This is a genomic window from Delftia sp. PX-1, from assembly GCF_055797465.1.
Genome location: NZ_CP184763.1, coordinates 3,840,630 through 3,853,848, shown reverse-complemented (window position 1 = coordinate 3,853,848; position 13,219 = coordinate 3,840,630). Strand labels below are relative to the sequence as shown.

Genomic DNA, 13,219 nt, shown 5'->3' with positions numbered 1-13,219 from the left:
GCTGAAGGGGAGCGAATTTCCCGCATAGGCTTCGGCGGCCAGGGGGCACCGCCTGCAAGAACGCGTATTGTCAAGAAAATTTGCTAACGTATGTAGCATCTTCTTGCAATAAGTAATTCTTCTATGTTCCAGTCCCTGCGTGCGCGACTCATCGCGCTCAGCGTGGCCATCGTCACCGTGGCCATGCTGGCCCTGGCCATTGCCAACTTCCTCACGGTGCAGCGCCATGTGCTGTCCACCCTCGACGACCAGAGCCGCCAACTGGTGAACGCCCAGGCCCAGGTGCTGGGCGAATGGGTGGCGACCAAGCGCCTGCTGACCCATACCCTGGCGCAGGCCGTCGATACGCCGGAGCCGCGTGCCGTGGTCCAGGCGCTGCGCGACGGCGGCGGCTTCTCGGATGCCTACTTCGGCTACACCGACAAGCGCATGTTCTTCCTCAACGAGATGGCTGCCGACTACGACGTGACGGCCCGCCCCTGGTTCAGGCAGGCCCTCAAGGAAGGCAGGCCCATCGTGACGGCGCCTTATCTGTTTGTCTCTCCACCCGAAGTGGGCGTGACCTTTGCCGAGCCCGTGGGCCCGGCCGGCAATCCCGTCGCCGTTGTCGGCACCGACGTGCTGCTGACCACGGTGGTGCGCACCGTGGGCGCCATCCGGCCCACGCCGGGCAGCTTTGCCTTCTTGGTGGATGAGGCCGGTGCCATCGTCACCCATCCTGATCCGGCACTCACGCTCAAGCCCGTCTCCGCACTCTCGCCCCAGTTGGGTGCCGACGCCATCCAGGCCCTGCCCAAGGCGGACTCCGGCATGCGCACGGCCATCGGCGGCAAGGACTTCCTGTTCTACGGCCAGGGCGTGCCCGGCACGAACTGGCAACTGGTGGTGGCCGTGCAGCGCGACGAGGCGCTGTCCGCGCTGGGTTCGCTGCTCAAGGTGTCGGGCGCCATCGTTGCCATTTCGCTGATCCTGGCGATTGCGCTGCTGGGCGCCGTCATTGCCCGCGTCACGCGCCGGCTGGCCGTGGTGCGCGATGCGCTGGAAGACATCGCCTCGGGTGACGGCGATCTCACGCGCCGCCTGTCGGTGCAAGGCAATGACGAACTGACGCAGATCGCACGCGCGTTCAACCACTTCACCGACAAGATCGCCTCGGTGCTGGTGCGCATCCGGGAATCGTCCGAGACCGTGCGCCATGCCTCCACCGAAATCGCCAGCGGCAACCAGGACCTGTCGGCACGCACCGAGCAGCAGGCCAGCTCGCTGGAGGAAACGGCTGCCGCCATGGAGCAGCTCACGGCCACCGTGCAGCACAACGCCGAGAATGCGCGCCAGGCGCGGCAACTGGCCAGCAGCGCCTCCGACATCGCCACGCATGGCGGCACGGTCGTGGACCAGGTGGTGCGTACCATGGGCGGCATCGAACAATCCTCGCACCGCATTGCCGACATCATTGGCGTGATCGACTCCATCGCGTTCCAGACCAATATCCTGGCGCTGAACGCCGCTGTGGAAGCAGCCCGTGCCGGTGAGCAGGGCCGCGGCTTTGCCGTGGTGGCCTCTGAAGTGCGCACGTTGGCCCAGCGCAGCGCCACGGCCGCCAAGGAAATCAAGGCGCTGATCGATGACTCCGTGGGCCAGGTCGATGCCGGCAGCCGGCTGGTGCAGGACGCAGGCGCCACCATGGGCAAGGTGGTGGAAAGCGTGCAGCGCGTGACCGCCATCGTCACCGAGATCAGCAATGCCAGCCAGGAACAGAGCACGGGCATTGCCGAGATCGGCACGGCCGTCAGCCAGATGGACCAGTCCACCCAGCAGAACGCGGCCCTGGTCGAAGAGGCCACGGCCGCCGCCCAGTCGCTGCAGCAGCAGGCCGCGCAGCTGGCGGATGTGGTGGCGGGGTTTCGGCTCCAGTCCTGACCGGGCCCAGCCAGGGGCGCAGGCCCTGACTGCTAGCCCCGCCTGTCCTTGAGGCGCGTCATGGAGCGGCGCGCCGCAGACAGGCTTGCGCGCCGGCCCATGGGCAGTCCAGCACCCGCCTCGGGCACGGCCGCACCGGCCAATCGCTGCTGCGCCTGCAGCAGGCTGCGAAGGTCCGCTGCCCGCTCCTGCGCCAGGGCGGCCGCATTCTGGGCGGTCTGCAGCTGGGAATGCAGGCTCAGCTGCTCCTCCTCGCTCTTTTCATAGCGGCTTTGCAGCTCTGCAAGGCGGGTCGCTGCCTTGCGCTCCTGCTCGGTGGCGGCCTTGCGCGCGGCCGCCAGTTCCTGGCGTGCGCGGTCCACCTCATTGAGCATGTGGCGCTCATTGCCCGCGTACTGCTCGGCCATGCGCTGGCGCTCGAGCGCGGCGGACTGCATTTCCTCGCCATGCTTTTGCTGCAACGCCTCGCGCTGGCGGGCGGCTTCGGCCAGCGCATCGCGCATTTCTTCCAGGCGTTCGTCGCGGTCCTGCAGCTGCTGCTGCATTTCATCCAGCCGGCGCGACAAGTCCTGCGACTGGGCCTGGGCCACTTGCAGGGCCTGGTCCATGGCCTCTTTCTGCGCTTGCATGGACGCCTCGCGCCGCGCCATTTGCTCCTGCTGCTCCTGCAGCTCGGCCTGCGTGGCCTGTGCCGCTTCCTCCCGGGATTGCAGGGCGGCGCGGGCGGCCTCCATGGCCTCTTCCTGGGCAGCGTCCCACAGCTGCTGCGCCAGGCGCTGAACGGGATCGGGCACCGACGACGGCAGCAGCTCGCCCTGCCCTGCCGCCACGCCCAGGCGCTGGCCCAGCGTGGCAAACCAGGTCTCCAGCATGGGGCTGACGGTATTCGGCGAGCCCCGGCCAATGTGCTGGCGCACGCGCTCGATGGTCGGCCGCAGGCCCTGGGCGATCAGGGCGTCTGCCGCGGCCCAGACATCGGCTTCCTGCACGCCACGGGTGGATGTTTTCTGCATATCGTGAACTATTTCCAAGATTACCAACGATAAGAGGTTGTTATCGTGAGTTATTTTAACTCCATGTAATACATCATATGTTAGATGTATGAAATATTACATATGAAATTTTCATACAGTATGGATGCACACATTACACGGATTTGTGGCGCAAATAGGCCGCTCCTGGTCGCTGGAAAGTGAACTTTGCGTCGTGCCGATCGCTGCAGGCCCGCAAGGTATTGCCCGGGCGGCGTCGGGCGACAATCCATGGATGCGCACCGGCCCTTTTTCGCTGACCTCCCGACCTCAGCCCCTGGACGACATCCAGGAAGGCAACGCCCTGCCGTCCGCCGGCCTGGAGCCTGCCGCCCGGCAGGCCGTGCGCGAGCTGATGCACGAGGGCGAATCCGCCAACACCAGAAACAGCTACCAAAGCGCCATGCGCTACTGGTCCGCCTGGCATGCGCTGCGGTTTGACCGGCAGATGCAGCTGCCGCTGGATGTGCCCTGCGTGCTGCAATTCATCATTGACCATGCCCAGCGGCAGACCGGCGCGGGCCTGGCCAGTGAAATGCCGATGCACATCGACCGCGCTCTGGTCGAGGCCGGATACAAGGCCCGCGAAGGCCCCCTGTCGCACAACACGCTGGTGCACCGCATGGCGGTGCTGTCCAAGGCCCATCAGGTGCATGGACTGGCCAACCCCTGCCAGGACGGTGCCGTGCGCGAGCTGATGTCGCGCACGCGAAAGGCCTATGCGCGGCGCGGTGAAGGCCCCGCCAAGAAGGATGCGCTGACGCGCGACTTGCTGGAGCAATTGCTGCAGACCTGCGATGACAGCCTGCGCGGCCGCCGCGACCGCGCCCTGCTGCTGTTCGCCTGGTCCAGCGGCGGGCGCCGCCGCTCGGAGGTGGCCGGGGCCGACATGCGCCACCTGCGGGCCGTGGGGCCGCAGGAATTCATCTACACGCTGGCCCACTCCAAGACCAATCAGTCCGGGCGGGATGTGCCCGAGAACCACAAGCCCGTGACCGGGCGCGCGGCCCAGGCGCTGGCCGATTGGCTGCGTGCCGCCGCCATACAGGAAGGGCCGATCTTCCGGCGCATCCGCAAGGGCGGCCATGTGGGCGAGCCCCTGTCGCCGGCGGCCGTGCGCGACATCGTGAAGCAGCGCTGTGCGCTGGCAGGCGTGGAGGGAGATTTCTCGGCGCATTCCCTGCGCTCGGGCTTTGTGACCGAGGCCGGGCGCCAGAACGTGCCCCTGCCCGACACCATGGCGCTGACGGGGCACAGCAGCGTCAATACGGTGCTGGGCTATTTCCGTGCGGATTCCGCGTTGAGCAACCGTGCGGCCCGGCTGCTCGATGCCGGCGACGACGATGCGGCCGCCGCCGCACAAGGCAGCGGCGGACCGCAGCGCTGAGCTGCCGGCTCAAAAGAGCTCAAAAGCCCCAAAAAGCCCCAAGGCTCACTCCTGTACCGAGGTCCGCGTGCCGCTCAGGCCCAGCTTGCGCAGCAGCGTGGTGTCGGCCTCCACATCGGGGTTGCCGGTCACCAGCAGCTTGTCCCCGTAGAAGATGGAATTGGCGCCGGCCATGAAGCACAGGGCCTGCACGGCGTCGCCCAGTTGCTGCCGGCCCGCCGACAGGCGCACGCGCGCCGTGGGCATGGTGATGCGGGCCACCGCGATCACGCGCACGAAGTCCAGCGGATCGACCGGCTCGCTGTCCGCCAGCGGCGTGCCTGGCACGCGCACCAGGCTGTTGATGGGCACCGACTCGGGATGCGGATTGAGATTGGCCAGCTGGGCGATCAGGCCCGCGCGGTGCACGGGCGCCTCGCCCATGCCGATGATGCCGCCGCAGCACACGCTGATGCCTGCGCCGCGCACGGCCTTGAGCGTGTCCAGGCGGTCCTGGTACTGGCGCGTGCTGACCACGTCCTGGTAGTACTCGGGCGCCGTGTCCAGGTTGTGGTTGTAGTAGTCCAGGCCCGCTTCGCGCAGCGACTGCGCCTGGTGCGGCTGGAGCATGCCCAGCGTGGCGCAGGTCTGCATGCCCAGACCCTTCACGGCGCCGATCAGCTCGTTCATCTTCTCGATGTCGCGGTCCTTGGGCGCGCGCCAGGCCGCGCCCATGCAAAAGCGCGTGGCGCCGGCATCCTTGGCGGCCTGGGCGGCCCGCGTGACTTCGTCCACGCTCATGAGCTTTTCTGCCTTGACGCCGGTGTCGAAATCGGCCGCCTGCGGGCAGTAGCCGCAGTTCTCGGGGCAGCCTCCGGTCTTGACTGACAACAGCGTGGCCAGTTCGATATCGCCCGCAGGCCAGTGCTCGCGGTGCACGCTCTGGGCCTGGAACATCAGGTCCATGAAGGGCTTGTCCAGCAGTTCCTGGATGGCCTGCACGCTCCAGGCGCCTTCAAAAGGCAGCGTGTCGCTTTTGGAGGGGCGTGCATGCCATTGCAGGGGGCTGCCAGCCACAGGCTGTGCGGAGGTGGCGGAAGTCGTCGGGGTGGTGCTGCAGGCGGTCATCAAAAACTCCTCTGTGGGTCTGCTTTTTTCATTCTGATGAGCAAAAAAAGCCTTGGGAATGAAAAAGCCGGCTCCTTGGCAAAAATAGTTGCCCCATTTTCATGGCCTGCAAAAAAAGCGAACTTCGCTTATTTTTGAGCGATGTTGGGCATGTTTTGGCAGAAGTTCTTCTCGGTGACTTCTTCTTGCCGCAAGCACGCGGCCATTGGCGGTCAACATCGCTCAATTGTCCGATGAGCGCTTCAAAAGATGCGTGGACAGGCGCGGCAACGGATTCCCAATACCTGCCAGATGCCTCTCCAAAACGACCACAATGGGTGCCCGCCGTTGTCGCCACGGCGGCTTTCAGCCCTGCCGGCCTGCGGCTGAACCCGCTTCCCTCTGCTTTCGCCGCTTTTGCTCAGATTTCCCTCACATGTCCCTGCGCTCCCTGGAATTTCCTACCGATCACGGCAAGCCGCTGCTGCTCTCGCGCGAGCAGCAGGCCATCCTGGCGCATGAGGGGCGTTCGGCCATCGTGGCTGCGCTGGCGGGAGTGGGCAAGACCACGACGCTGGCCTGCAAGGTGGTCCAGGCCTGCCGCAGCGGCCAGGCGCAGCGCATTCTGGTGCTGGCGTATTCGCGCTCCGGCGTGGCGGCCTTCCATCACCGGCTGCAGCAACTGGTGCGCGAGGTGCCGCCCCAGGTGCAGATCACCACGGTGGAGCGCTGGGCGGCCCAGCAGATCCGCCGCCGCGACCCGGCGGCCCGCTTTCTGGCCGACCGCGTGGCGCTGCAGGCCCGTGTGCGCGAGGCCCATGATGCGCTGCGCGAGCGACTGGCCTGGCAGCCCGACCCTTTGTTCGAGCAGCCCGGCGATCTGGATCTGGACGCCTTTTGGGACTTCAACCTCAGTGCCAAGAAGTCTTTGCTGCCCCAGCGCCTGGCCGAGGAAGGCATGGGACTGGCGAGTTTCTGCGAGGAGTATTTGCTCGACTACCGCCTGGCCTGCCTGTTCTTCGAGTACGAGCGCCGCCGCATCGACCACTGCGGCGACCCGCTGTACTACGCCGAAGGCGACTGCAGCCATGCACTGGCCAGCGACGCCCTGCAGGGCCAGGCGCTGGACCTGCCGCGCTACGACCTGGTGGTGTTCGACGAGATGCATGACCTGGACCCGGCCTCGCTGCAGGTGCTGCGAGCCCTGGTCGGAACCAGCGGCTGCGCCTTTCTGGGAGCAGGCGACTTCAACCAGCACATCGAGGCACAGGCCTGGTCCGTGTTCCGCGACAAGCTCCACCAGCTCGATGATTTCCTGCCCCAGGCCACGGCCACGCTGGCGCTGACGCAGTCGCGCCGCTTCGGCCCGCAAGTGGCCAAGGCCGTCAATGCGCTGTTCAATGTGGGCCTGACAGCGGCGCCCACGCGCTTCAGCACCGTGCAGCAACTGCAGCACACCGATGACAGCGAGTGCATTGACCAGCTGCTGCAGATCCAGGCCAGCCTGGCACGTGCCACCGAACCCGCTGCGCCGGGCGAGCCGCCTTCTGGCAGCGCGCGCAATCCCTCGCTGACCGTGATCCTGCGCCACGAGCAGGACGCCTGCGCGCTGGAATGGGCCATCCACCGCGCCGGCAAGTCCGCCAGCTTCTACGGCTTCAAGCGTTTTTACCTGCAGCGCGAGATTGCCCTGCTGCTGGGCCTTTGCTATGCACATGGCATGCAGGCGCTGTCCTGGAAGGCCGAGACCAGCGTGCTGGGCAGCGAGATCCTGGCGGCCTTCGTGGAAGGTGCGCTGTTCTACGGCAAGGGCAGCGTGGCAGGCGGTGACATGGCCGATCCATCCAGCCGCCACACGCTGGCCCAGCGCATGGCAGGCGAGATGCTGCACAACCCGCAGATCATCTGGCGCTTCCTGAGCGACCAATCGAGCCTGCAGGGCGGACAACGCAACTTCCAGGCCTTTGGCAGCTTCTTGCAGCTGCCTCTGGCGCTTCAGTCAGACGCGCGCAGCCTGCTGGAGCAGGCCGATGTCTGGGGGCTGTTTGCCGGCGTGGCCCTGTCGCAGGCCCAGACGGCGGCCTTGCGTCAGCGCGTGGAGGCTTTCATGGATTGCGTGGCCGGCATGACCGTGCCCGACATGCTGGCCCAGGTTGCGGCCATGGCCACGCGCTTCGAGCGTGCCGTGCGGACCGAGCGCGGATTCGACTTCCATCTGAGCACTATCGAGGAAGCCAAGGGCAAGGAGTACGACCACGTCGCCCTGCCCTTCATGGAGCCCGGCCGCTTTCCGGCGACGGCCCCGCACGCGCTGGCCTTTCTGGAGCGCAACCGCCTGTACGTGGCCATGACGCGCGCCAGAAAAAAGCTGTGGCTGCTGGAACATGTCCAGCGGCGCGTACAGCCTTTTGCCTGAGGCGCCTCAGCCCAGCGCGGCGATCACCTCGGCCGGCGCCTGCACCAGCTCGATCAGCACGCCCTCGCCGGCAATCGGGAACTCGTCATTGCTCTTGGGGTGCAGAAAACAGATGTCGTAGCCGGCCGCGCCCTTGCGAATGCCGCCGGGCGCAAAGCGCACTCCCTGCGCCGTCAGCCACTGCACGGCCAGCGGCAGGTCGTCGATCCACAGGCCGATATGGTTCAGCGGCGTGGTGTGGACGGCGGGCTTCTTGTCGATGTCCAGCGGCTGCATGATGTCCACCTCGACCTTGTGCGCGCCCTGGCCCATGGCCAGGATGTCTTCGTCCACGTTCTCGCGCTCGCTCTGGAATGTGCCGGTCTGGGTCAGGCCCAGCATGTCCACCCACAGGCGCTTCATGCGCTGCTTGTCGGTGCCGCCGATGGCCACCTGCTGTATGCCCAGAACCCGGAAAGGACGCTGTTCGCTTGCCACTGTCTCACTCCTGTTGATGTATGAAGAATCACATTGTGGAGCCAATCCGCAAGGCCGCAGCCCATCGCACAGGCGGCTCAGAATTCCCCCAGCACCCAGCCGCTGATCACCGCAAAGTACTCGCGCAGCCAGGCGTTGGCGCGGATCGTCACGGGCGTGGGCGCGCCCACGGTGAAGGCCTGGCCGTAGCCGCTGCGCTCGGCGATCCAGCCCGCGCGCAGCGTGTGGAAATCGCTGGTGACGATGGCAATCGCCGCGTCCGGGGCCACGCCGCGCTCCTGCAGCAGGGGCAGGCTCCACGCCAGGTTCAGCGCCGTGCTGGTACTGCGCTGCTCCATCAGCAGGCGTTCTGGCGCAATGCCGTGGCGTTGCTGCAGATAGCGCGCCATGACGGCGCCCTCGCTCTCGCTTTCCCCAAAGTCCACGCCGCCGCTGGTGATCACCAGCGCCTTGGGCTGGCTTGCAGCCAGTTCGGCGGCGCGGTCCAGCCGCTGGGCCAGCGTCAGCGACGGTTGTCCCTCACGCGTGGCGCTGCCCAGCACCACGATGGCCTGCACCGGCTGGTCCGGTGGCAACCCGGACGAGGCGGACAGCAGGTGCGCCCAGAACACCAGCAGGCTGACCAGCCACATCGCCAACGCCGCCCAGCCCAGCCACCAGGCGCGCCGCAGCCAGGCACTGGCACGCAGCCTGCGCGCAATGGCCGCGCGCCAGAAGCTGCACGCCATGAACAGCAGGCCCAGCACCGCTGGCAGCGTCACGCCCAGATTGAACATGCCGCGTGCCATCAGCACCACGGCATCGCCCAGCAGCACGGCGCCAGTGATCAGGCCCAGCCACTGCAAGGACCCCAGCCGCCGAATGCCCGCGACGGCGTTGCGTCCGGGCACTGGCCCGGGCGCGGCAGAGAGCTTGTGCAACAAGCGTCCTCAGTTCCAGCGCTGGTTGGGGCCGCCGGCGCAGGACCACACGATGACGGGCTGGCCCGGCCGGGCATTGCCGCCTTCGATGTCCAGGCACTTGTTGGCAAAGCGGCTGCGGATCTGTCCACGGCTCCAGTCCCATTTCTGGTTGGGCTGGTTGCGGCATTGCCAGGCGATCACGCGCGCGCCATTGCGCGTGCTTCCGTCGGCGACGTCCAGGCACAGGTCGCCCACGCGCATCTCGCCATCACGCGTCAGCGTGAAGCGCTGGTTTTCACCGCCGCTGCAGTGGTACACGATAAGGCCGTTGCCCGGGCGCAGGCCACCCGACACATCCAGGCACAGGCCGTTCTGGCCCCGCACCTCCCGTCCTCCCCACGACGGGTAGCCGGGCTGCTGGCCCGGGTAGCCCGGATAGTGGTCATCGTTCCATTGCTCGTCGCGTTCACGTTCGCGGTCCTTGTCGCGCTTGTTCGCCAAAATGGCGGCGCCGGCAATGGCTGCCACGGCGGCACCGGCGATCCATGCGCCCGTGTTGTCGCTTCCGCCTTCCTGGCCCTGCGCGCCCTGGGGCAGGCCGGTCAGGATGCGGAAACGCCCGCCGCAGCCACCCTTGACCCACATCTCCCGGCGGCCCAGGTCATAGCCCCAGTTCTGGTTGTAGCTGCAGTTGCCCGCCAAGGTCTCGACCAGTTGGACCTGCTGCGCGTCGTCGGGCAGGCTGTAGGTCTGATAACGACCGTTGGACATGAGCTGCACCGTCTCTTCGCCTGCATGCGCAGGCAAAACCGGCAGGATGAAGCTGCTGGCCAGCAGGACGGAAATGCATTTATTGATTTGCATGGGATTTCTCGGGCTGCGTTGATCTGAGGGGCGGCTACGCGCAGCAACCGGCCTTTTCTTTCAGGCCAAGAATGCAGCCACCGCCTCTTTCCAGGCTGTGGAGTTTAGCCAAGCAATTTGTAGGATTGCGCCAGATTCTGGCAAGGCTGGCTCAAATCATTGCCTGTTGAATCCCGCCACCCCCGCCCGAAACTCCCCACTCCCATACACCGCAGAAACCAGATCCTCATCATCCAGCCGCTGCTCCACGACGATGCGCCGCAGGCTTTCCTTGACTGCTGACTGGGTGGTTGCCGACAAGGCCATGAGCTGCTCGGCCAGCGCCTGTGCCTGTGCCTGGGCTTGCAATTGATCTGCCGGCACCACCGTATGCACGAACCCGCAGGCCTCGGCCTGCTCGGCTGACAGGTAGTCCGCCAGCAGCAGCATGCGCTTGACGCGTGGCACGCCCAGGCTGGCCACCAGGCGGGCGATGTTGCGTGACGACAGCGTGTTGGACAGCGTCTTGGCAATCGGCGCACCGAAGCGCGAGCCGGTGCTGCAGATGCGAAAGTCGCATGCCGTGGCCAGGGCCAGGCCGCCGCCCACGGCCCAGCCGTCGATGACGGCGATAGTGGGCACGGCGATGCGCTCCACGGCGTCGATCACGCGCTCCACGAAGGCTTCATAGGCAATGCCTTGCTGGCCGTCATGGAAGTCCTTGAAGTAGGCGATGTCCGTGCCCGAGATGAAGGATTTGCCGCCCGCACCGCGCAGCATCACGCAGCGGATGGCCGAGTCGGCCTGGCAGCGCTCCAGGGCCGTGAGCAATGCCTCGTACATGGGCATGCTCATGGCGTTGTGGCGTTCGGGGCGGTCGATGAGGATCTCGGCCGCGCCCCCGGCGTGAACGGTCAGCGCCACGGATTCATGCAGGGCGGTGCTCATGCGGCGGCCTTCAGGGCACGGAGTTCGGCCATGATTTCCGCGTTGTGCTCGCCCAGCAGGGGCGGATGGCGGCGCACCTGCTGGGGGGTGCCCAGCATCTTGACGGGAAAGCCGATGTTCTTGACCTTGCCCTCGATGGGGTGGTCGATCTCCATGCACATGCCGCGGTGCCGGCCATGCTCGCCCTCGAAGGCTTGCGGATAGGTGAGCAGCGGGCCGGCGGGAATTCCGGCCTCCAGCATGCGGTCCACCCAGTCGGCGCTGTCGTGGTGGGCCAATTCCGCTTCCAGCTCCCCTATCAGTGCCTCGCGGTGCTTCAGGCGCAGCGCCACGGTGGCGTAGTCGGGGTGCTCGAGCAGATCGGGGCGCTCGATCAGCGCGCACAGCCTGGCCCAGAGTTTCTGGTTGGTGGCGCCCATGACGAAGTAGCCGTCGCGCGCCTTCACGGCCTGGTAGGGGGCGCTCATCTTGTTGCTGGTGCCCAGCGGCGCGGGCGGCACGCCGGTGCCCCAGTATTCGGACATGTCCCAGATCGAGAAAGCCATGGCCGAGTCGAACAGCGAGGCGTCTATGTGCTGGCCCTGCCCTGTCTTCTGCGCGCCGATGTAGGCGGCCAGCAGTCCGTAGGTGGCGAACAGTGCGCAACCGATGTCGGCCACGGGCACGCCGGCCTTGACGGGTTTCTCTCCCTTGTAGCCGGTGACGCTCATCACGCCCGACATGGCCTGGGCCATGAGGTCGAACCCCGGCCGCTGGGCCCAGGGCCCGCTCTGGCCGAAGCCCGAGATGCTGACATAGACGATGCGCGGATTGATGCGGCGAATGCTTTCATAGTCGATCTTCAGGCGCTGGACCACGCCGGGGCGGTAGTTCTCGACGATGACGTCGGCCGTCGCGGCCAGCTGGTAGAAGGCCTCACGCCCCTCCTCGCTCTTGAGGTCCAGCGTCAGCGACCGCTTGTTGCGGTTCATGTTCAGAAAGCCCATGCTGTCCGGGCCCTTCATCTTGAAGCCCATGGCGCCGCGCGTCTGGTCGCCGGTGCCCGGAGGCTCGACCTTGATGACATCGGCGCCCAGGTCGGCCAGCAGCATGCAGGCAAAGGGCCCGGCCATGACCTGGCTGACGTCAAGCACGCGTATGCCTTGCAGGGGCAGTTGTTGCGGGTTGGATGGGGAATTGCTCATGCCGGGTCCTCAGCTTTCTTCGGTCACTTTTGCGGCGCGAACGACGTCGCCCCACTTCTTGTATTCGGCAGCCATGAAGGCCGCGAACTTGTCCACGGAGCCGCCGCCGTCCTCCACGCCGTATCCGTCGAAGCGGCTGACCACGTCGGGCATGGCCAGCACGCGGTTGATGTCGGCATTGATGCGCTGGGCCAGTTCCCTGGACATGTCGCGCGGGCCGACGACGCCGTACCAGCTCGATGCGTCAAAGCCCTTGAAGCCCTGCTCGTCCATGGTGGGCATGGCCGGGAATCCCTTGGCACGGTTCACGCGGGTCTGGGCGATGCCGTGCATTTTTCCGGCGCGCACCTGGGCGGTGGCGGCCGTCATGGTGTCGAAGCTGAAGTCGATCTGGCCGCCGATGAGGTCGGTCTGCATGGGGCCGGACCCTTTGTAGGGAACGTGGATGCTCTTGACACCTGCCGCCATGTTGAACATTTCGGCCGCCAGGTGCTGTACCGAGCCCGTGCCCGACGAGCCGAAGCTGATCTTGCCGGGGCTTTTGCGGCACAGCTCCACCACCTCCTGCACCGAGCCATGGCTGTTCCTGCTGCTGGTCACCAGGATGTGGGGCGTGGCGCCGATGAGGGCGATGGGCGCGTAGTCCTTGAGCGGGTCATAGGTGATGGATTTGAAGATCTGCGGCGAGATGGCATGGGTGTTCACATGGGCCATCAGCAGGTTGATGCCTTCGGTGAAGCGCGTCCTGGCGAAGTACTCGGCCGCCAGCGAGCCGGTGGCGCCGGGCTTGTTCTCCACGACCACGGGCCGGCCCCAGACCTCGGACAATTTCTGGCCCACGATGCGCGCGAACACATCGGTGCCGCCACCGGGCGCCCAGCCCACCAGGATCTTGACGGGGCCCTTGGGCAGGTCGGAGCCCGGGGGCGAGGCCCCTGCCCAGGGAGCGGCCAGCGCGGCGGCGCCGGCCGCGATGAAGTCGCGGCGTCTCATGTCTGTCTCCTGCACATCGTTGTTGTGCAGCC

11 protein-coding genes are annotated in these 13,219 nt (G+C 66.5%); 3 read left to right on the top strand and 8 right to left on the bottom strand.

Features of this window, described 5'->3' with window-relative positions:
• Positions 1-123: 123 nt before the first annotated feature.
• Positions 124-1,920, top strand: coding sequence for a methyl-accepting chemotaxis protein (locus ACN20X_RS17705; protein WP_473209672.1), 1,797 nt, complete (start codon positions 124-126; stop codon positions 1,918-1,920).
• Positions 1,921-1,952: 32 nt separating this feature from the next.
• Here the strand turns inward: ACN20X_RS17705 and ACN20X_RS17700 are convergent, their stop codons facing one another.
• Positions 1,953-2,933, bottom strand: a complete 981-nt coding sequence (locus tag ACN20X_RS17700; RefSeq protein WP_046983923.1) for a DNA-binding protein — start codon at positions 2,931-2,933, stop codon at positions 1,953-1,955.
• Positions 2,934-3,186: 253 nt separating this feature from the next.
• On the opposite strand from ACN20X_RS17700, the gene ACN20X_RS17695 reads away from it, so the two are divergent.
• Positions 3,187-4,338: a site-specific integrase gene (locus ACN20X_RS17695; RefSeq protein WP_473209671.1), complete on the top strand. Its 1,152-nt coding sequence runs from the start codon at positions 3,187-3,189 to the stop codon at positions 4,336-4,338.
• Positions 4,339-4,383: 45 nt separating this feature from the next.
• Here ACN20X_RS17695 and bioB read toward each other — a convergent pair whose 3' ends face one another.
• Positions 4,384-5,445, bottom strand: a complete 1,062-nt coding sequence (gene bioB / locus ACN20X_RS17690) for a biotin synthase BioB (protein ID WP_473209670.1) — start codon at positions 5,443-5,445, stop codon at positions 4,384-4,386.
• Positions 5,446-5,860: 415 nt separating this feature from the next.
• Here bioB and ACN20X_RS17685 point away from each other — a divergent pair, with 415 nt between their 5' ends.
• Positions 5,861-7,840 (top strand): UvrD-helicase domain-containing protein, encoded by a 1,980-nt coding sequence (locus ACN20X_RS17685; RefSeq protein ID WP_473209669.1) that lies wholly within the window; start codon positions 5,861-5,863, stop codon positions 7,838-7,840.
• A gap of 6 nt (positions 7,841-7,846) precedes the next feature.
• Here the strand turns inward: ACN20X_RS17685 and ACN20X_RS17680 are convergent, their stop codons facing one another.
• From ACN20X_RS17680 to ACN20X_RS17655, 6 genes are all read right to left on the bottom strand, one after another.
• Complete coding sequence (locus tag ACN20X_RS17680) at positions 7,847-8,317, bottom strand: VOC family protein (RefSeq protein ID WP_034393560.1); 471 nt, start codon at positions 8,315-8,317, stop codon at positions 7,847-7,849.
• Between the two features lie 77 nt (positions 8,318-8,394).
• Positions 8,395-9,237, bottom strand: coding sequence for a YdcF family protein (locus ACN20X_RS17675; RefSeq protein WP_074922106.1), 843 nt, complete (start codon positions 9,235-9,237; stop codon positions 8,395-8,397).
• A 9-nt stretch (positions 9,238-9,246) separates the two neighbouring features.
• Positions 9,247-10,083 (bottom strand): lectin, encoded by an 837-nt coding sequence (locus ACN20X_RS17670; protein WP_047474826.1) that lies wholly within the window; start codon positions 10,081-10,083, stop codon positions 9,247-9,249.
• Positions 10,084-10,239: 156 nt separating this feature from the next.
• Positions 10,240-11,010: an enoyl-CoA hydratase gene (locus ACN20X_RS17665; protein WP_473209668.1), complete on the bottom strand. Its 771-nt coding sequence runs from the start codon at positions 11,008-11,010 to the stop codon at positions 10,240-10,242.
• Positions 11,007-12,194: a CaiB/BaiF CoA transferase family protein gene (locus ACN20X_RS17660; protein WP_343740777.1), complete on the bottom strand. Its 1,188-nt coding sequence runs from the start codon at positions 12,192-12,194 to the stop codon at positions 11,007-11,009. The genes ACN20X_RS17665 and ACN20X_RS17660 overlap by 4 nt, the downstream gene beginning before the upstream one ends.
• A 9-nt stretch (positions 12,195-12,203) precedes the next feature.
• A complete protein-coding gene (locus tag ACN20X_RS17655) occupies positions 12,204-13,187 on the bottom strand; it encodes a Bug family tripartite tricarboxylate transporter substrate binding protein (RefSeq protein ID WP_473209667.1) in 984 nt (327 codons plus the stop codon).
• Positions 13,188-13,219: the final 32 nt, after the last annotated feature.